At 66.2% G+C, this 16,860-nt stretch carries 22 protein-coding genes; 9 read left to right on the top strand and 13 right to left on the bottom strand.

Features of this window, described 5'->3' with window-relative positions; translation table 11 throughout:
• Window positions 1–41: 41 nt before the first annotated feature.
• From NN4_RS34145 to NN4_RS34135, 3 genes are all read right to left on the bottom strand, one after another.
• Entirely contained in the window at window positions 42–773 is a 732-nt protein-coding gene (locus NN4_RS34145) for an anti-sigma factor family protein (RefSeq protein WP_147139933.1), read from the bottom strand.
• Complete coding sequence (locus NN4_RS34140) at window positions 770–1,279, bottom strand: sigma-70 family RNA polymerase sigma factor (protein ID WP_107653329.1); 510 nt, start codon at window positions 1,277–1,279, stop codon at window positions 770–772. The genes NN4_RS34145 and NN4_RS34140 overlap by 4 nt, the downstream gene beginning before the upstream one ends.
• A gap of 62 nt (window positions 1,280–1,341) precedes the next feature.
• Window positions 1,342–1,986, bottom strand: a complete 645-nt coding sequence (locus tag NN4_RS34135) for a YqgE/AlgH family protein (RefSeq protein WP_107653328.1) — start codon at window positions 1,984–1,986, stop codon at window positions 1,342–1,344.
• 115 nt (window positions 1,987–2,101) lie between these two features.
• On the opposite strand from NN4_RS34135, the gene NN4_RS34130 reads away from it, so the two are divergent.
• Window positions 2,102–2,863, top strand: a complete 762-nt coding sequence (locus NN4_RS34130; protein ID WP_147139931.1) for a lysophospholipid acyltransferase family protein — start codon at window positions 2,102–2,104, stop codon at window positions 2,861–2,863.
• Here the strand turns inward: NN4_RS34130 and NN4_RS34125 are convergent.
• Window positions 2,857–3,168 (bottom strand): GNAT family N-acetyltransferase, encoded by a 312-nt coding sequence (locus tag NN4_RS34125; RefSeq protein ID WP_107653326.1) that lies wholly within the window; start codon window positions 3,166–3,168, stop codon window positions 2,857–2,859. The genes NN4_RS34130 and NN4_RS34125 overlap by 7 nt on opposite strands.
• Before the next feature lie 229 nt (window positions 3,169–3,397).
• Here NN4_RS34125 and NN4_RS34120 point away from each other — a divergent pair, with 229 nt between their 5' ends.
• Window positions 3,398–4,972 (top strand): alpha/beta hydrolase, encoded by a 1,575-nt coding sequence (locus NN4_RS34120; protein WP_147139929.1) that lies wholly within the window; start codon window positions 3,398–3,400, stop codon window positions 4,970–4,972.
• Window positions 4,973–4,993: 21 nt separating this feature from the next.
• Here the strand turns inward: NN4_RS34120 and NN4_RS46695 are convergent, their stop codons facing one another.
• Entirely contained in the window at window positions 4,994–5,125 is a 132-nt protein-coding gene (locus NN4_RS46695; RefSeq protein WP_255508389.1) for a hypothetical protein, read from the bottom strand.
• A gap of 178 nt (window positions 5,126–5,303) precedes the next feature.
• Here NN4_RS46695 and NN4_RS34115 point away from each other — a divergent pair, with 178 nt between their 5' ends.
• Entirely contained in the window at window positions 5,304–5,993 is a 690-nt protein-coding gene (locus NN4_RS34115; protein ID WP_147139927.1) for a nitroreductase family protein, read from the top strand.
• On the opposite strand, the gene NN4_RS34110 is transcribed toward NN4_RS34115, so the two are convergent.
• On the bottom strand, window positions 5,921–6,514 hold the full coding sequence (locus NN4_RS34110) for a class I SAM-dependent methyltransferase (protein ID WP_246181230.1): 594 nt from the start codon (window positions 6,512–6,514) through the stop codon (window positions 5,921–5,923). The genes NN4_RS34115 and NN4_RS34110 overlap by 73 nt on opposite strands.
• 251 nt (window positions 6,515–6,765) lie before the next feature.
• Here NN4_RS34110 and NN4_RS34105 point away from each other — a divergent pair, with 251 nt between their 5' ends.
• On the top strand, window positions 6,766–7,539 hold the full coding sequence (locus tag NN4_RS34105; RefSeq protein WP_222595216.1) for an HAD family hydrolase: 774 nt from the start codon (window positions 6,766–6,768) through the stop codon (window positions 7,537–7,539).
• 56 nt (window positions 7,540–7,595) lie between these two features.
• Here the strand turns inward: NN4_RS34105 and NN4_RS34100 are convergent, their stop codons facing one another.
• Window positions 7,596–8,825 (bottom strand): helix-turn-helix domain-containing protein, encoded by a 1,230-nt coding sequence (locus tag NN4_RS34100; RefSeq protein ID WP_147139924.1) that lies wholly within the window; start codon window positions 8,823–8,825, stop codon window positions 7,596–7,598.
• Window positions 8,826–9,034: 209 nt separating this feature from the next.
• On the opposite strand from NN4_RS34100, the gene NN4_RS34095 reads away from it, so the two are divergent.
• Window positions 9,035–9,238: a hypothetical protein gene (locus tag NN4_RS34095; RefSeq protein ID WP_147139922.1), complete on the top strand. Its 204-nt coding sequence runs from the start codon at window positions 9,035–9,037 to the stop codon at window positions 9,236–9,238.
• Window positions 9,239–9,330: 92 nt separating this feature from the next.
• On the opposite strand, the gene NN4_RS34090 is transcribed toward NN4_RS34095, so the two are convergent.
• The 3 genes from NN4_RS34090 to NN4_RS34080 form a co-directional block, all read right to left on the bottom strand.
• Complete coding sequence (locus tag NN4_RS34090) at window positions 9,331–9,687, bottom strand: MmcQ/YjbR family DNA-binding protein (protein WP_147139920.1); 357 nt, start codon at window positions 9,685–9,687, stop codon at window positions 9,331–9,333.
• An 85-nt stretch (window positions 9,688–9,772) separates the two neighbouring features.
• On the bottom strand, window positions 9,773–10,255 hold the full coding sequence (locus NN4_RS34085; protein ID WP_186818764.1) for a peptidylprolyl isomerase: 483 nt from the start codon (window positions 10,253–10,255) through the stop codon (window positions 9,773–9,775).
• Window positions 10,256–10,389: 134 nt separating this feature from the next.
• Complete coding sequence (locus tag NN4_RS34080; protein ID WP_147139918.1) at window positions 10,390–11,187, bottom strand: ArsR/SmtB family transcription factor; 798 nt, start codon at window positions 11,185–11,187, stop codon at window positions 10,390–10,392.
• A 159-nt stretch (window positions 11,188–11,346) separates the two neighbouring features.
• Here NN4_RS34080 and NN4_RS34075 point away from each other — a divergent pair, with 159 nt between their 5' ends.
• The 3 genes from NN4_RS34075 to NN4_RS34065 are packed head-to-tail and all read left to right on the top strand — an operon-like array spanning window position 11,347 to window position 13,356.
• Window positions 11,347–12,276, top strand: a complete 930-nt coding sequence (locus tag NN4_RS34075) for an ABC transporter ATP-binding protein (protein WP_147139916.1) — start codon at window positions 11,347–11,349, stop codon at window positions 12,274–12,276.
• Window positions 12,273–13,124, top strand: a complete 852-nt coding sequence (locus NN4_RS34070) for an ABC transporter permease (protein ID WP_147139914.1) — start codon at window positions 12,273–12,275, stop codon at window positions 13,122–13,124. Before NN4_RS34075 ends, NN4_RS34070 begins: the two co-directional genes overlap by 4 nt.
• On the top strand, window positions 13,114–13,356 hold the full coding sequence (locus NN4_RS34065; RefSeq protein ID WP_107653318.1) for a helix-turn-helix transcriptional regulator: 243 nt from the start codon (window positions 13,114–13,116) through the stop codon (window positions 13,354–13,356). Before NN4_RS34070 ends, NN4_RS34065 begins: the two co-directional genes overlap by 11 nt.
• A 34-nt stretch (window positions 13,357–13,390) precedes the next feature.
• Here the strand turns inward: NN4_RS34065 and NN4_RS34060 are convergent, their stop codons facing one another.
• Both NN4_RS34060 and NN4_RS34055 read right to left on the bottom strand, forming a co-directional pair.
• On the bottom strand, window positions 13,391–14,272 hold the full coding sequence (locus tag NN4_RS34060; protein ID WP_147139912.1) for an NAD(P)-dependent oxidoreductase: 882 nt from the start codon (window positions 14,270–14,272) through the stop codon (window positions 13,391–13,393).
• Between the two features lie 5 nt (window positions 14,273–14,277).
• A complete protein-coding gene (locus NN4_RS34055; protein ID WP_147139910.1) occupies window positions 14,278–15,159 on the bottom strand; it encodes an NAD(P)-dependent oxidoreductase in 882 nt (293 codons plus the stop codon).
• A 143-nt stretch (window positions 15,160–15,302) separates the two neighbouring features.
• Here NN4_RS34055 and NN4_RS34050 point away from each other — a divergent pair, with 143 nt between their 5' ends.
• Window positions 15,303–15,653 (top strand): winged helix-turn-helix transcriptional regulator, encoded by a 351-nt coding sequence (locus NN4_RS34050; protein WP_371865791.1) that lies wholly within the window; start codon window positions 15,303–15,305, stop codon window positions 15,651–15,653.
• A 50-nt stretch (window positions 15,654–15,703) separates the two neighbouring features.
• Here NN4_RS34050 and NN4_RS34045 read toward each other — a convergent pair whose 3' ends face one another.
• Entirely contained in the window at window positions 15,704–16,831 is a 1,128-nt protein-coding gene (locus NN4_RS34045) for a glycerate kinase (RefSeq protein ID WP_147139907.1), read from the bottom strand.
• Window positions 16,832–16,860: the final 29 nt, after the last annotated feature.

The raw sequence follows: 16,860 nt of genomic DNA, 5'->3' as shown, positions 1-16,860 counted from the left end.
CCGAGCCCCCCGCCATATCCGGCGGGGGGCTCGGTCTGTTGTCAGACCGTGCCGGACAGCAGCGTTTTGCCGGTCGACGCCAACCGGATCTCCACGGCTCGGATCTGGTCCGGCGCCTTGTCGATGGTCCGGTCGATGGTCAGCTCGGTGCCCGGACCGGCCGGCCACTGGTCGAGTTCGGTCTGGCTGCCGTCGGTGCCGAGCACGAACAGCTTCAATGTCCAGTTGTACTGCTGGTTACTCGGTCCGTAACTGCAGCTCATCACGATCCGCGTCCGGTTGTCGGCCCGCACGACCTTGAAACTCGCCGTCACCGGACTCGGCTCGAGCGCCTGCATACTGCGTACGGCGACAACCTGTTCGGTGGTCGGAGTATCCGACGACGTGACGGAGGCGACCACCGGCACCGCGATGGCCACCGCGGCGGCCGCGGCCGCGACGGCGGCACCGACGGACACCCACCGGCTGCGGCGCCTGCGCTGTTCGGCCGCGGCGGCGAGCCTCGGCAGCAACTGCGGCACGGGAGGACCTGCCTCGGGGGCAGGCGAGCCGGCATCCGGCGCAACGGCTTCGGGCGGCTCGAGCAGCGCCAGCGCGGTCGCCGGATCGACCATGGCGAGCATGCCGGGCATCCCGGCCAGCTCGGCGACGGCGGCCTGGCAGGCGGGGCAGCCGGCCAAATGCTCCTCGTATTCCCGGCGTTCGGTCCTGGTCAGGGAGCCGAGCACGTAAGGGGCGTCCCACGTGGTGTAGTCATCCGCGAGTTCGTTCATTGGTTCGTCACCCCCATCTCCTGTAATGCCAGCCGTAGTGCCCGCATGCCATAGTGCATTCGCGATTTCACCGTGCCCGGCGGAATGTCGAGTTCCGCGGCGATCTGATGTGTGGAAAGGCCCCGATAGTAGGCCCGCACGATCACCTCGCGGTGGTCGGGGCTGAGCCTGCCCAACGCGTCCGCGACCACCCAGCCGTCCAGCGCGCGGTCGGCCTGGTCGGGTGTGGCCTGCTCGGGCGGTGCGTCGGTGCGGAACTCGCGCCGGTTGCGGGCGCTGCGATGTTCATCCACGGCGAGATTGCGGGCCACGGTGAACAGCCACGCGCGCGCCGAGGTGTCGGACTGATCCAACACGTTCGGGCGCTGCCACGCCCGCAGCAACGTCTCCTGCACGATGTCCTCGGCCCGGCCGGGGTCGCGCACCAGACCGAGCGTGTACCGCCACAGCGCGGCCGCGTGTTCGTCGTACAGGACCCGCAACAACTCCGTACGGTTGTCGGGCATTGCTCACCTCCCGCTCATCCCACGAATCAGCAGGGGTGAACGGTTCAATCGGAGCGCACATCTCAATTTCGTTCGAGTTCGATCGGGTGGGTGGCCAGCAGTGAAAGGGGGAGGGGCTGGCGGCGCAGGACGTGCGCCCAGAGGTCCGCGCGGCCGGTGCTGATCGGGTCGGAGGGCAACGCGGACAGCACGATCCAGTCGTCGTTCTCCAGCTCGCCCTCGAGCTGCCCGAAGGTCCAGCCCGCGTATCCCGCGAACACCCGGATGCCCTCGACCAGCCTGCCGATCTCCTCCGGATCCGCGTCCAGGTCGACGAGCACCACCCGGCCGTCGATCCGGCGCAGGCCGGGGACGCCGTCGATGGTCGCGCCGACGCGCACGGTGCCGAGGCACAGTGCCGCGTCCCGTTTGACCGGGCCGCCGATGAACAGGGTGCGCGGCGCGGCCGCCACCTCCGTCCATCGGGGGAGCACGTCGTGCACGGCCGTATCGCTCGGCCGGTTCAGCACGACGCCGAGGCTGCCCGCCTCGTTGTGCTCGATGATGTAGACAACGGTGCGCCGAAAGGTGGGTTCGGCCAGCTCGGTCGCCGACACCAGCAGCGTGCCGGCGCGCACCACCTGCTCGCCGTGCCGGAAATCGCGCCGCTTACGGTCGCCGTGCCCGCCGCGAGTTTTCCGATCATCCGGGTCGTCTGCGCGTGCCACTCGGACATCATCGCAGTTGTTTCGGGGATATGCGCTTCCGCAGACGAGTTAGGTGCCCGGAATTTTGCGTCGGGGGCCGGTGTCGGGCGGATTCGGGCGTCGTAGAGTCCGTGTCATGGAACCGCCCGAGGTGCGCCTCGAGAACAGCGACACCGTGTACGACTTCTATCTCGACCATCGCCAGAATCGGCTGAAAGCCTGGGGTGCGTACGCCATTCTGGCCCGTCGCTACTATCCCCGCGTCGCGTACGCCGAGGGTGCGCGCGCAGGTTTGCGGGACGCGATTCGGCAGGGCAGGCCGCTGTTGATCTCGATCAATCATCTTTCCGAGAACGATCCGTATACGGTCGCGGCGGCGGCGTGGCGCAGTGCGTTGCGACCGGTGATCGGGCGGGTGCGGGTGCTGGCCAAGGACGAGCTGTTCGAGGAGCCCGAGCAGCGGCGCAAGATCGACATGATGGGCGGGATACCGGTGTTCCGCGGTAAGGACCACGGGATCCGGGCGGTCAATGCGGCTGGTCAGCGGATGATGGATATCTGCGCGCAGCGGATCGCGCGCGGCGACGGGGTCGCGGTGTTCCCGGAGGGCACCTGCAACGAGGTGGACCCCACCCAGGTGCAGCCGGTCGGTAGCGGCATCGGGCACATCGCGTTTCGCGCGATGAAGCTCGGCGTCGAGCCGGTGCTGGTGTCCATGGGCCTGAGTTACGGGCGGCGCCTGGACCCCACCGTGCAGCCGAACAAGGAGGAGGCCAAGTCGGCCAGCTTCTACTTCGGGAAGCCGATCACCGAATTGCCGAACAAGCCCGGCGATATCGCGCGACTGGTGCGCGCCGATCTGCAACAGGCGCTCGACGGGGCGGTCGCCGCTTACTGAGGCAGGTTCAAACTGTCACGCGCCCAATGCGGCACCATCACCAGGTATTCGGGCCTGGTCTCGATGAAGTGGTGCACCATCGGGCACATGGGCAGTGCGCCCAGTTTGTCCTGGGCGGTGCTGTTCAACGCCGCCTCGACCAGTACGCGGCCGTAGCCCTGGCCCTCGTAGCGCGGGTAGATCTCGGTGTGCACGAACGCGCGTTCGGCTTGGGTGTCTTGATACTCGACGTACCCGGCGTTCGCGTCGTCGACATAGAGCTCGAAGCGTTCCAGCGCGGTGTTGATACGGACCTCCGTCGACATGGCTCGACGCTACTCCCGTGCGACGTCATCCGCGCATTCCGCAACGCCTACCGTCCGGTCCGCTCGGTTCCCGTCCGGTCTGCCGACGGGCCGCGGCTCAGCCGTCAATTGCCGCGCGTGACCGGCGGAATCGGTCGCTCGACTTGTCTCCGCGCTCCCGGCCTGCGCAGAATGCTCATGATCGGGGTCGCGCACGCGCGCGTGGCGGCGGCCCGTGGAGGTACGAAACATGATGAAGGTTCGGCTGTTCTCCGGTGCCGCGGCTGCCATGGCCGCGGGCCTGCTCGGTGGATCGATCATGTCCGGTCCGGCCGCGGCCGCGCCGGGTCCGTCCTTCGGCGACTGCCCGGCGGGGTCAGTGGCCGCAGGTCACGGCGTGCGGTGCGCCGTCGTCGAGGTGCCGATGAACTACGCGGAACCGGACGGGCCGAAGATCCAGGTGACTGTCAGCCGGATCGCGGCGACCGGTGAACGGCGCGGTGTCGTCTTCGCCAATCCGGGTGGGCCCGGCGCGGACGGGCTTGACTTCTGGGGCCAGCGGACCGACGTGTTTCCCGCCGAGCTGACCGCCCACTACGACCGGATCGCGGTGCAGCCGCGCGGATTGCGCTGGGCCACCCCGCTGGACTGCGCCACCGGGGACGGCGGGCAGGGGTCGCTCGGCGGCGGCGACCGCAACGCCATCAAGAAGGCCTGCGACGCCGCGCTGCCCGGTTACCTCGACACCATCACCACCGAGAACACTGCTCGCGATATGGACGCGGTGCGTGCGGCACTCGGTCTGGAGCGAATCAGTTACCTCGGCACCTCGTACGGCACCTACCTCGGCGCGGTGTATGCCTCGTTGTTCCCCGACCGGGTCGAGCGAATGGTGTTGGACTCCAACGTCAATCCCGACTGGGTGTGGACCGAGGAGTTCGCTCAGCAGCAGATCGCGGGTAAGCAGCGGCTCGATGATTTGTTCACCTGGATCGCCGAGCACAGCTCCGAATATCACCTCGGCGACACCGCTTTGCAGGTCTATCAGAACTGGGTACGCCTCGCCGTCGACCAGGGCGGCGGCTGGTACGCCAACCTGACTCCGCCCCCGGCCAGCCTCGCCGATCTGCCCGGCTCGTTGCCCGAACCGCTGGCCGAGATCGCCCGCGACGGATACAACGGCGGTCTCGAACAGACCGGCAAACTGCAGAATCTGTTGCGCACCTTGATCTCTCGTGGCGCCACCACGCGGGGTCCACTGCTCGGCGCCACCTCGGTGGCCACCTATACCCGCACCTACTGGCCCACCTTCGCCCGCGCGATGGCCGACGCGCTCGCCAACCCGGCGAACGTGCAACGCCTGCGCACCATCGAAGGCGCCACCTCCGCCGACGCCACCGGGCGCTCCGTCTTCGCCGCGATCACCTGCAATGAGAACGCCGTACCCGGCCGTCTGGACGTCATCGGCTCGGCGATAGCCACTATCGCCTCGGGCGGCAATGCGATGGATGCCAGGGCCGACCTGGTTCGCTCCGGAATGGCTTGCGGCTCTTGGAAACCCGTCACCACACCCGTCGTGATCAGTGGTGCCGGGCTCGCCACTCCGCCGCTTGTCATCCAGAGCAAGCACGACGCCCTCACCAAATACGAAGGCGGACCGGCTATGTCGCGTGCGCTGAACGGATCCCTCGTCACCGTCGAAGGTGGGGATCACGGGAACTTCGGCCGCGGCAACCCCGTGGTCGACGACGCCGTGATGACCTATCTGCGCACCGGTCAGGTGACGATCACGCACGCAGAGGAAGCACCACTGCCCGCGCGCTGACGCGTTCGGCTCGGCCGTGCGTCAGACGATCTCACCGGTCTGCAGCGCGGCGAGGATGTTGAGCATCATCGACAGCGGGCCGTACAGTGCCGCCGCCAACGGATCACCGCCGTTCTGACCAGCCAGAACCCAATCGAAACTGAACGAGCTCATAGCATTCCTCCATGTGTCGGCTTCGGGTCGCAAACGCCAAGCACCATATATTCGTGGCGGACCACGGCGCGGATGGGCGCGGTCTCGGCAGCGGCACGCAGTGCGGATGTCTGGCCGAGTGGACGATAACTTCGTGGGGGCGTTGCCTGTCCGGTTCGGGCGGATCACACTGCGAAACATGACCACGTGGACACCGCTGCACGGGCATCCGTATCAGCCGATTCCTTACCACCCCAACCGGATTCCCGTCGCGGAAGCGCTCGCCAAGTCGGCCGAGTTCCGCCGGCGGATGGACGAGCGCCGCACCGTGCGGATGTTCTCGACCGATCCGGTGCCGGAGCAATTGGTGCTCGACGCCATCGCGGTGGCCAACACCGCGCCGTCGGGCGCCCATCAACAACCGTGGACCTTCGTCCTCGTCGAAGATCCCGAGGTGCGCGCCAGGATTCGGGAGGCGGCCGAAGCGGAGGAACGCATCTCCTACAACGGCCGCCTCGGCGAGGAATGGCTCTCCGCGCTGCGCCCCCTCGGCACCGACGAGCACAAGCCGCACCTCACCGAGGCCCCGTACCTGCTCGTCGTCTTCCAGCAGCGTTTCGGCCTGCGCCCCGACGGCACCACCTACAAGCACTACTACGGCGACGAATCGGTAGGCATCGCGGTCGGCATGCTCCTCACCGCCCTGCACATCTCCGGCCTGGCCGCCCTCACCCACACCCCCAGCCCGATGAAGTTCCTCTCCGAAGTCCTCAACCGCCCCCGCAACGAAAAAGCCTTCGCCGTCATCCCCATCGGCTACCCCGCCGACCATGCCGTAGTCCCCGACCTCACCCGCAAAACCATGGACCAGGTCCTCGTCCGAATCTGAACGCCGACAACGGTTACCCGGCGCGACGAAACCCCAGGACGGGGTAATGCGGGTCGGTGCCGCCTCCTCTGCCCTGGCCGTGGCCGACGAAGGACGCCGCCGCGGCCAAGTGGAGGTTGGTGGCGAGCACCGAGCGCGGTGAGTTGTGCACAGGTATCGGTGTGCGGTCGATCTTCCGGAACGGCGTTGTCTGACAGGCGGGCGGCCGCGACCTTGTCCACAGTGGTGAGGAAGAGCCCGCCGGGCCGCAGGACTCGGGCCACCTCGGTCAGTACCGGTTCAGCGTCGGTGAGCAAGTGCAACAACCACACTGCGGTCACCGTGTCGACAGAAGCGTCCGGCAGCGGGAGCGCGGTGGCGTCGGCTCGCGCCACTCTGCCCGGCAATCGTCGGGCCGCGTGCCGCAGCATGCCGTCCGAAAGATCTATGCCGACCACTCGGTGCCCGAGTGCCGCGAGTTCGGCGGCCACGATTCCGGTGCCGACGGCAAGGTCGAGTACCAGGCTGCGCGGCGGCAGCATGCTACTGAGTGCGGAGGCCGCAGCCTCCGCTCGGGGCACTCCGCCTCGGGTCCGGTCATAGTGGGTCGCTTCGTTGTCGTAGTCGAGCACCCCACCATCATGCGTAATGCAGTGTGCGATGGGCGGATCCGGTATATCGGTGCGCATACTCCTGGCTGTTCGTACGCCCATCACGGGAGGGTCAGGTAGTTCGAAAGTTTGAACATTTCAGTAATAGCAATTTGATACATGTCGTCGGTAGCCTGCTCCGCATGTCATTCAACGGGTCGCCCCCGCATGTCATCCGAGCGGTTGTCTTCGACTGGCGAGGCACGCTTGTTTCGGAACTCACGCCGCAAGGTTGGGCGCGCGAGGCGCTGCAGCGAGCAGGACGTGAATCCCACGCCGATGCCGTGTACAAGTTGTTGCTGGACATCAAAATGGCTGCGGGCCAACCGAATCGGCTGCAATCGCCGCAGGGCAATATCAGCTTCGAGGCGCATCGGGACACCTATTATGCGGTGTTCGCGGATGCGAAGCTCCCCGGTGAGGTCGCCGATGCACTATTTCATGTGGATTCCGACGCAGGCTTCAACAAGTTTGCCGTCGACGCCGCCGCCACCCTCATCGCGCTCAAACAAAGCGCCTATAAGATCTGCGTTCTGAGCAACATTCACTTCGATATCCGGCCGGTCTTCAAAGACGCGAACCTGCTCGACTTGATCGACACCTTCGTCCTGTCGAATGAGGAAGGTGTGCAGAAACCGGACCCCGCGATATTCGAGCGGGCACTCGAAAAACTCGGCACCTGTGCCGTAGAAACACTGATGGTCGGTGACCGTCCTTCGCGAGACGGCGTCGCCGTCGAGGTCGGCATGCCGACCCTGCTCGTCCCGGCCCTGACCGATCCGCAGCAACGCCGGCTGCACCTCGTCACGAGCGCGGTCGGTGTCGACCTCGGAATGCTCCCGCCGGTGCAGAACGACGCAATGCCGGACGCCGGCAAGGGAATTCCCGATACGCAGCGGCAGGAAGCGCTGACGTAAAGGCCGCAACAGTCGCGAAGGCCGAGTCCGTCTCTGCAGGGCGGGCTCGGCCCCGATCAGGCAAGCCGCATCGCACGTTCGATCGCCCCGAGCCCGGCATCGACCGCGCTCGGCTGCGCCCGTCTGCTCAGTTCGTCGACCAGATCCCGCACCGTCGGGTGGTTGTAGACATACTGCGGCGCCAGGCGTATCGCGCGCTCGAGCTGCTCGACGGCGGCAGCATCGTGTTTGAGCCTGCCCTGCGCGCGGGCGACTTCGATGCGGTGCCGAGTGTGGCGTTCCTTGGACATCAGGCCCGCCAGATTGATGCTGGTGTGGTGCTTCAGTGCGATGTCGGGTCGGTCGAGGGCGACGGCGATCTCGGTCGCGTGGATCCTGCAGTTGGTCGGTCCGAAGACTGTTTGAAAGTCGTTGCGGTCCATGCCGAGTCGAGCGGCACCCGCCTCGGCCTCGGCCAGATATGCCCATGCGGTGCTGCCATCGTGCAGGCGGGCCGACGCGACCGCACACCGTAGGTGCAACGCGCCCCAGAGCGAAAGTACCTGCGGTGTAGGCGATGTCATGAGGTCTTGCAGCTCGGTCAACGCGGCCTCGGCGACCGTGAGTGCCTCGTCCAGCGTGTCCGTGTGCAGCAGCACGCCGCAGCGATCCCACGCCGAGCAGGCACTCATCAGGGGGTCACCGAGCCTGGCCGCTGCGGTGGCGGCGTTCTCGACGGCGGTCCAGGCCAGATCGTGGTAACCGAGCTGGTTGAGCACGGTGCGGGCGACATGTGAGGTCTCGATGATGAGGCCGTCGATCACGTCCCGCTCGATGCCCGCGGCCAGCAAGGCGCCGGTGTTCAGCGCTTCGGTGAGATCGGGCAACTGCCGCATCACCTCGAACAGATTCGCGGCCTGCCTGCGCCTGGTGATCCGGTCGACATCGTCGCGCAGGTCGGTGAGCAGCGGCTGTGGTGTCACGGCCCGCAGGCCTGCGTGCCCGGACAGGCTGAGGCTGGTGCGCCGCAACGCGGCCCGCAGTGCGGGTACCGCGCTGTGCCCAGTGTCCTGGGTGAGCTCGCACCGCTGACCGAGCAGCCACGCCACATCGACCTCGAGGACGTCGGCCAGTCGGTCGATCACCGAGTGCTTGTCCAGTTTGATCCGGCCTGCCTCGATGCCGCGCATCCACGACTCGGACCGATCGACGTGCGCGGCGAGCGTTGCCTGGCTCATCTTCTTGGTCCGCCGGGAGCGCCGGATCCGCGAGCCGATAGTTGATGCGGCGGTGTTACTTGTTGCCACTCACCGAGTGTATTGCAGATTCTTCCTGCGAAACCGTCAACTATTTGACGGTCTTCCGGTCGATGAGTTGTCAGGCTATAAGCAACTGACGTAACGACTTCGGCGACGAGGTATCGAAATGATCATGGCCGCTACAAACGCGCGCGGACCACCATCGATCATCGAAAAATATCCGAATCAACCTTGCATATGTAAACAACGGACTGCACATGACTATAGGCAAACCACCTGCCGAAGGCAGCGATTCACGCTTACCACCGAACAATCTGGGCCCGCTGATCACGCCGCTGCTGGGATTGATATTGAGCACGGCCCTGACCGCGATCGCCGGGTTCCTTACCGACTGGCACACGGCATCGTTGGTCTTCCTCTCCGCCACAGCGCTTTTCAGTTCCGCGCAGCGGGAGCCGTGATCGAATAGGAGGATCTATCAGCCCGAATCCACAGTGCGTTCGATGCCGACCAGCCCGGCGTCGAACGCACTGGGAGAACCGACGAGACGTGCTTAGCGGGGTACCGGCGGCAGGTCGGGCACCTGGGCGACCAGTTCCTCGGGCGCGGACAACCGCCACGCCTCGAAGACGAGTTCGGCCAGTTCGTCGGCGGCGATACCGGACAGGTGCACGACGACCCAGCCGAAACCGCCTGCCGTGAACTGTTCCTCGAACACTTCGGGCCGTTCGGATACCAGCGCCTTCTGCTCGGAGAGGGTTTGCTTCAGGCCGACGGTCTGGGTGCGCGGCCAGTAATAGCCGAACAGCTTGCCGCGCACCTTGTACGAGGTGTACTTCTCGCCTTTCGTGGGTTGCACATCGGCGAGGGTGCCCACAATCCGGAAGAACTCGTCACTCTGCACAGCCACCGTGGACTCCTCGAAAAGTCAGAATCCGAAATATACCTGTGCCAGTTCATTCCGCCGCATCGGTGCGCCGCCGCGGGGATCGAGCTCAGCGGGTGACGGTGGCCGAGGTGAGCACGACCTGCTGGACGGGGACGTCCTGCGCACCCGTCTTGACCTTGCCGATCTGGTCGACGACGTCCTGGCCGCGGGTGACCTTGCCGAATACCGCGTAACCCCAGCCGTCCTGGCCCGGGTAGTCGAGGAACGCGTTGTCGTTGGTGTTGATGAAGAACTGGGCCGACGCCGACTGCGGGTCGGACGTGCGGGCCATCGCCACGCTGTAGGTGACGTTCTTCAGCCCGTTCTTCGCCTCGTTCTCGACCTTGTTGGGCGCGGGCTTCTCGCGCATGGTGGTGTCGATGCCACCGCCCTGGATCATGAAACCGTCGATCACCCGGTGGAAAATCGTGCCGTCGTAGTGGCCACTGTTGACGTAGGTCAGGAAATTACGCACGGTCTTGGGTGCCTTCGCTTCATCGAGTTCGAGCTCGATGTCACCCATGGAGGTTTGCAGCAGGACCTTGATCATGATTTCCCCAATTTGTGCGACAGGCTCAGTCCCGCAGTCGCCCTGACGGACTCGTGCTCCAACCGAGCTGGACACGGACCAATGCATCTTACCGGTGCGTGGCCAGGAGGAATCGGGTTCAGCGGGACTGCCCGCTACACAGTCGGTTCGGGCAGCTCCGCACCGGTCTCCAGCAAGGACTTGAGCCCGGACAAGATGCTCGGCCAACCACCGCTGATCGATTCCAGCAGAGCACTTCCCGGCTGGAAGCCGTCGTGCACCACGGTCAGCTTCACTACCTCGTCCCCGGCGGGCTCGAGTTCGAAGGTCACTTTCGAACGCGGCTCATCGGCCAGGGCGGCCACCTCACTCGTCGGCATGCCGAAGGTTTCCGCGAACGCAGAGTCGAAGGTGTGCCAGGTGTAGGCCAGCTTGGTGTACGGGTCGGCTTCCAGCACAACCTGTTCCGGATCCTTGCTGGTCCAATTCTTCTGGTGCCACACCATTTCGGAGCCGGGCTGCCAGTCGGTGTCGAAGGTCGCGCCCCAGTAGCGATCGGTGAACGCCGGGTCGGTGAGCGCGTGCCACAGCGTTTCCGGGGTGGTCTTGATGTAGGTCGTGTAGACGAATGCGTTGTCGCTCATGGGTTTTGCCTCCAGTGCCTTCTTGAGATCGGCCAGCGCGTGCACGCGGGCACGGTGGTAGTTGGTGATCCAGCGCTCGGTGATGGCGTTGATGGGTTCGGCGTTGAGGTAGTGCAGTTTTTCGCGGCCGCTGCGACGGGTGGTGATCAAGTTGGCCGCCTCCAGTACGGCCAGGTGTTTGCTGACCGACTGGCGCGCCATCGCGAGCCCGGCGCACAATTCGCGCAGGGTTTGCCCGTTGCGCGCGTTGAGGCTGTCGAGCAGTCGCCGACGATGGGGGTCGGCCAGCGCCTTGAATACCTCGTCCATGCCACCTTCCAGATTTATGCAGCCGTTCGGCTGCATGTTCAGAGATTAGGCAGCCGAACGGCTGCATGTCAAGGATGGCCCCGAGGAGTAATGCATTGTCGCGGCGAAATGTAGTAGATATGCTACGAGTCGACGGTAACCCGCAACGGGGAGAGAACCATGACAGTGGGTCAGGGCGTCGCAATCGACGTCGAAAAACTGCGGATGCGATACGGCAGCACCGATGTCCTGCACGACGTGACGTTCCAGGCCCGGCACGGCGAGGTGCTGGTGCTGCTCGGCCCGAACGGTGCGGGCAAGACGACCACCATCGAGATCCTGGAGGGCTTCCGCATGCGGTCGGCCGGCCGCGCCGAAGTGCTCGGCACCGATCCGGCGCACGGCGATGAGGCCTGGCGGGCGCGCATCGGCGTCGTCCTGCAATCATGGCGCGACCACGGCAAGTGGCGGGTGCGCGAATTGCTCGACTACCTGGGTGCCTTTTATGCGCCCTACGGCACCGAAGGCATCCAACGCCCTTGGGACACAGATGAACTCATCAAAGCTGTGGGTCTCACCGGCCAGGCGTCGAGCAGGATCAAAGACCTGTCCGGCGGCCAGCGCCGCAGGATCGACGTGGCGATCGGCATCGTGGGCCGCCCCGAAGTGCTGTTCCTGGACGAGCCGACCGCCGGCTTCGATCCGGAGGCCCGGCGCGAGTTCCACGATCTGGTCCATCGCCTCGCCGACGACCAGCAGACCACCATCCTGCTCACCACTCATGATCTCGACGAGGCCGAGAAGCTCGCCGACCGGATCCTGATCCTGGCCGGCGGGCGCATCATCGCGGACGGTTCGGCCGACGAACTCTCCCGCCGGATATCCGGTGCGGCCGAGGTGAGCTGGACCAACGGCGGGCAACGATTCGTGCACTCCACCACCGAGTCGACCGAGTTCGTGCACGAACTGTTCAAGCAGCACGGCGAGGCCATCGGCGACCTGGAGGTCCGCCGCGCCTCACTGGAGGACACCTATATGACGCTGGTGCGCCGGTTCGAATCCGGGCAGGTCGAGTCCGAGGTGCACACGATCGAGGAAGTAGGGCGATGAATCCGATGGCGATTGCGGTTCGGCAGGGCTGGACGCGCGGCATGATCGAGCTGAGACAAGGACTCACCAACGGCCAAGACCTGTTCGGGATGCTGTTCTGGCCCGCCGCCATGCTGGTGGTGCTGTTCTTCATGCGGAACGCGTCGTTCGAGGGGAGCGGCGTGCTGCTCGGCTCGCTCGCGTTGCCCAGCACGATCGGCATGGTGGTCGCGATCAACGGCATGATCGGCATGGGTCAGCAGCTCACCCTCGACCGGGAAGACGGCACGCTGTTGCGGGCCAAGGCGACCCCGAACGGGATGGTCGGCTACCTGATCGGCAAAATCGTCCAGGTGTCCGGCTGGGTGCTCATTCCGTCTGCGTTGCTGCTGGTCGGCGGCATGTTCATCGTCGACGGACTCGCGCTCGGCCAGGTCGGGTCGTGGATGACGTTGACCTGGGTGATCGTGCTCGGCTTGCTGGCCACCCTGCCGATCGGGGCAATCTTCGGCTCGGTGTTCGCCGATCCGCGCAATTTCGCGTTCATGACCTTCCCGATCATGGCGCTCGTCGCGGTGTCCGGCATCTTCTACCCGATCACCTCGATGCCCGGCTGGGTGCAGGGCGCGGCCCAGCTGTTCCCGGTGTACTGGCTCGGGCTCGGCATGCGTTCGGCGCTGCTGCCGGACGAGGCGGCCGCCATCGAACTCGGACAGTCCTGGCGGCATCTGGAAACCGTTGGCGTGCTCGGTATCTGGGCGATTGCGGGCTTGCTCATCGCGCCGGTGGTGCTGCGCAGGATGGCCCGCCGCGAGTCCGGCTCCAGCGTGGCCGTCCGACGGGAGAAAGCGATGCAGCGTGCCTACTGAGGTCATCTACAACCGCATCGCGATGTTGCGCGCCGAGCGCGGCATCTCGCGCCGCGAGTTGGCGGAGGCGCTCGGCGTGCACTATCAAACGATCGGCTACCTGGAGCGCGGCGAGTACAGCCCGAGCTTGCATCTGGCCCTGCGGATCGCGGCTTACTTCGAGGTGACCGTGGAAGTCGTCTTCTCCACCAGCCCCTTCCCGCGCCTCGGGTCCCGCGTCGAGACAGCTTGACCAGCAAGCCGACTCGACGCTCGGACCGGCGGCACTACGTGTGGTCGCCGCGGAGCACGGCGAAGGTGGGGACGAGCTCGCCGCGCCGCCCGCTTTCGGCGATCGCCCGGTGCCAGTAGGCCTGAACGGTCCGGGCCAGGGCGGTGTCGACGCCGACGGCCTCGCTGGTCTCGAGCACGTGCCGCGCGCCCGCCGCCATCATCTGCAGATTCGCGACATCGCCCAACCCGCCGGCCTGCGCCGACGCGGCCAGACCCGCGTACACATCGTCGACCCGGCCCAGTGAACGTTGGGCGTAAGGCAGGAAGCGATCGATCGGCTCGCCGGAGCGGTCGATCATCGCCAGCGCCTGTTCGGCGCCGAGTAGCAACGGATTGAAGATGGCAAGGACCGCTTGGTAATAGAGCTGGGCCAGTCCTGCGTCCTCGCCGAGATACTCCGGTGCGTTGAGCACGCTCAACAGGTCACGATGCGCTTCGAACACCGCGCGGTGACCGGCATAGAACACGTAGGACTCAGGGTTGGTGAGACCGTCGCTCTGTGCCATCACACCACCGGCGAGGAAGTCCCCGCCGTGCGAGCGCACCCACGCCGCGGCCTCGCGGGTGTTTGCGGGGGAATCCGACGACAGGTTGGCAATCACCTTGCCCGCCAGGTGATCCGATGCATTGCCGAGTGCGTCGTACATCGCCGCGTAGTGCGTGAGGCTGACCACGATCAGGTCGTTGGCGTCGAGGACCTCGCGGACCGTCGCGGCACGCCGGGCGCCGAGTTCGACCATGGCATCGGCCTTTTCGGCGCTGCGGTTCCACACCGTCACCGCGACACCAGCATTCAGGAAGGCCCGGACCACAGCCTGACCCATCGGCCCCAAACCGACGACGGAGACGGAGCCGATGGGTTTCCGCGCAGGCATGTCGACTAGACCTTGTCCCCGCGGAGCAGCGCGTAGGTCGAGACGGCCTCGCCCTTCTCCTCGCTGGCGGCAACGGCCTTGCGCCAGAACGACTGTGCGGTGTGCGAGAACGTCGCGTCGACGCCGACCTCCTCGCTGGCGTCGATGATGTGCTGTGCGCCTGCGTCCATCATCTTCAGGCTCGCCAGGGTGGCCCAGCCGCCGTTCTGGTTGGCCACCGAGAACTCCTCCATGAAATAGGGGAACGCGGCGGCGGAGCGGACGGCAAACGGGACGAACTGGGCGATGCTGTGGCCGGAGCGGTCGATCATCGCGGTCGCCTGGTCGAAGGCGAGCAGCCACGGATGGAAGATGGTCAGCAGCGCCTGGTAGAAGATCTGCGCGAGACCGTCGTCCGCGCCGAGGTATTCCTGCGGGCTCAGTGGACGCAACAGCTCCGCGTGTGCGTCGAAGACTTCCCGCGGGCCGCTGTAGAAGATGTACGACGCGGGGTGGGTGATGTTGTCACCCGCCGACATGACGCCACCGGACAGGAACTGCGCGCCGTGCGAGCGGACCCACTCCGCACCCTTGCGGGCCTTTTCCGGCGAATCGGAGGACAGGTTGACGATCACCTTGCCCGCCAGGTGGTCGGTGGCCTGGCCGAGCACGTCGTACATGGCGGCGTAGTGGGTGAGGCTCAGCACGGTCACCTCGTTGGCGTCCAGCGCGTCGGCGACGGTCGCGGCCGGCTTGGCGCCGAGTTCGACCATCGCGTCGACCTTGTCGGTGCTGCGGTTCCACACGGTCACCTCGACGCCGGCGTCCAGGAAGGCGCGGACCATCGACTGGCCCATCGGCCCGAGGCCGACGACGGAGACGGAACGGGGGCTGGTCTGTGCGGACATTGTGTGTCCCTTCGCTTCTGGTTCGGATGGTGTCGGCGCCGGGACCAATACTCGTTGCCGCAGGTAGAGTCGGGAAGACCGAACGTTCAGGTGGGGTTGCTTACCTAGAGGTTCGAAATATGGTCAGAAGGAGTGCGGTGGACATGAGCAGTGACGCGGATCACGACGTGTGTGGCATGTCCGTGGCGATCGATGTCGTCGGCGGCAAATGGAAACTGCACCTGATGTGGGCGCTGAGTGAGCGCCCGCAGCGATTCGGCGAGATCCGCCGCCTGCTGGCCGGCGTCAGCGAGAAGGTGCTCGCGGAAAACCTGCGCCACCTCGAGGCGAGCGGCGTCGTGCACCGGGAGGTCTACCCGGAGGTTCCGCCCCGCGTCGAATACTCCCTCACCTCGCTCGGCGCGGAACTCGCCGTGGCACTGCGTCCTCTCGAAGAGTGGGGCGACAAGCACCGCCACGAGTTGCTCGGCAACCTCCTGGCTTCGGCGAGCTAGTACGGCTCTGGTGGGCCAGCGGGATTCTGTAATCGCTTGCGGTGCCGGCCTTACCGAGACAGGTGCTGCTCTGCAATCTGTGCGCCTACTTGCTGCAAAAGGTGGCTCGCCTGCGCGATCGAGCGGACCGGGTCCGGCTCCAAATCTGTGAGGGCGTAACAAGCGGTGAAACCCGCCGCGCGAATCTCTTGTGCGGCAAGAAGATTGCGGCCCGCGACGGCGATGACGGGAATTCCGGCCTTGCGTGCAGATTCGCAGACACCGACGGGGGCCTTACCGTGCAGGCTCTGCGCATCGAGCGAACCCTCACCGGTGATGACGAGTTCGGCGCCATCGAGAAGTGCGGGAAAGTCCAGCAGCTCGAGGATCACCTCGATACCGCTGCGCACCTCCGCGCCGAGGACGGCGAGCGCGCCGAAACCTGTTCCGCCCGCGGCGCCGGCGCCGGGATGATCCGCGAATGCGGGGTCTGCGAGGCGTGCCCAGTTCGTGAGCCCCTCTTCGAGGAGGCCGAAATCGGCTGGATCAGTGCCCTTCTGGGGCGCGTAGACCGCGACCGCACCCTTCGGACCGAGTAGTGGATTGTCCACATCGCAGGCCAGCGTGAAAGTGCTGGCGGCGATTCCAGGATGGAGCCCGGAAAGGTCCAACTGAGCGGCGCGGGCCAAAGCCGCACCACCCTGGGCTAATTCGTGGCCGTCGGCGTCCAGGACACGGCCACCGAGCGCCTGCACCATGCCCGCACCGCCATCGGTGGAAGCGCTGCCGCCCAGACCCAGCACGATACGCGTGGCACCGTTGTCGAGTGCGTGTGCGATCACCACCCCTAATCCGAAAGTGCTCGCACCGAGTGGATCGGGCTGTCCCGCAGGAAGTTTCGCGAGACCGACCACCGCGGCCAACTCGATGACGGCTGTCTCCGCCTGCACCGCGTACGACGTGCTGCCCGGCACGCCGGTAGGGCCGGGTGCGGACAACTCGACCCGCGTCCACCCGCTCGCCACGAACGCGTCGACGGTTCCGTCCCCGCCGTCGGCGACCGGCACCTGCCGGACCTGCATCGTCGGCGCGACCCCCGCGATGCCCGTCGCGAGCGCGGCCGCCACCTGCGGTGCGGTCAGCGACCCCTTGAACTTGTCCGGGGCGAGCACCGCCCGGCGAACGGTCTCGCGCGTCATCCCCACATTGTCGGGTGCCCGCCGGAAAC

Source organism: Nocardia ninae NBRC 108245, assembly GCF_007990755.1.
GTDB lineage: Bacteria > Actinomycetota > Actinomycetes > Mycobacteriales > Mycobacteriaceae > Nocardia > Nocardia ninae.
Note: the sequence above shows the minus strand (reverse complement) of the source record. Positions and strands in the feature narration are given on the sequence as shown.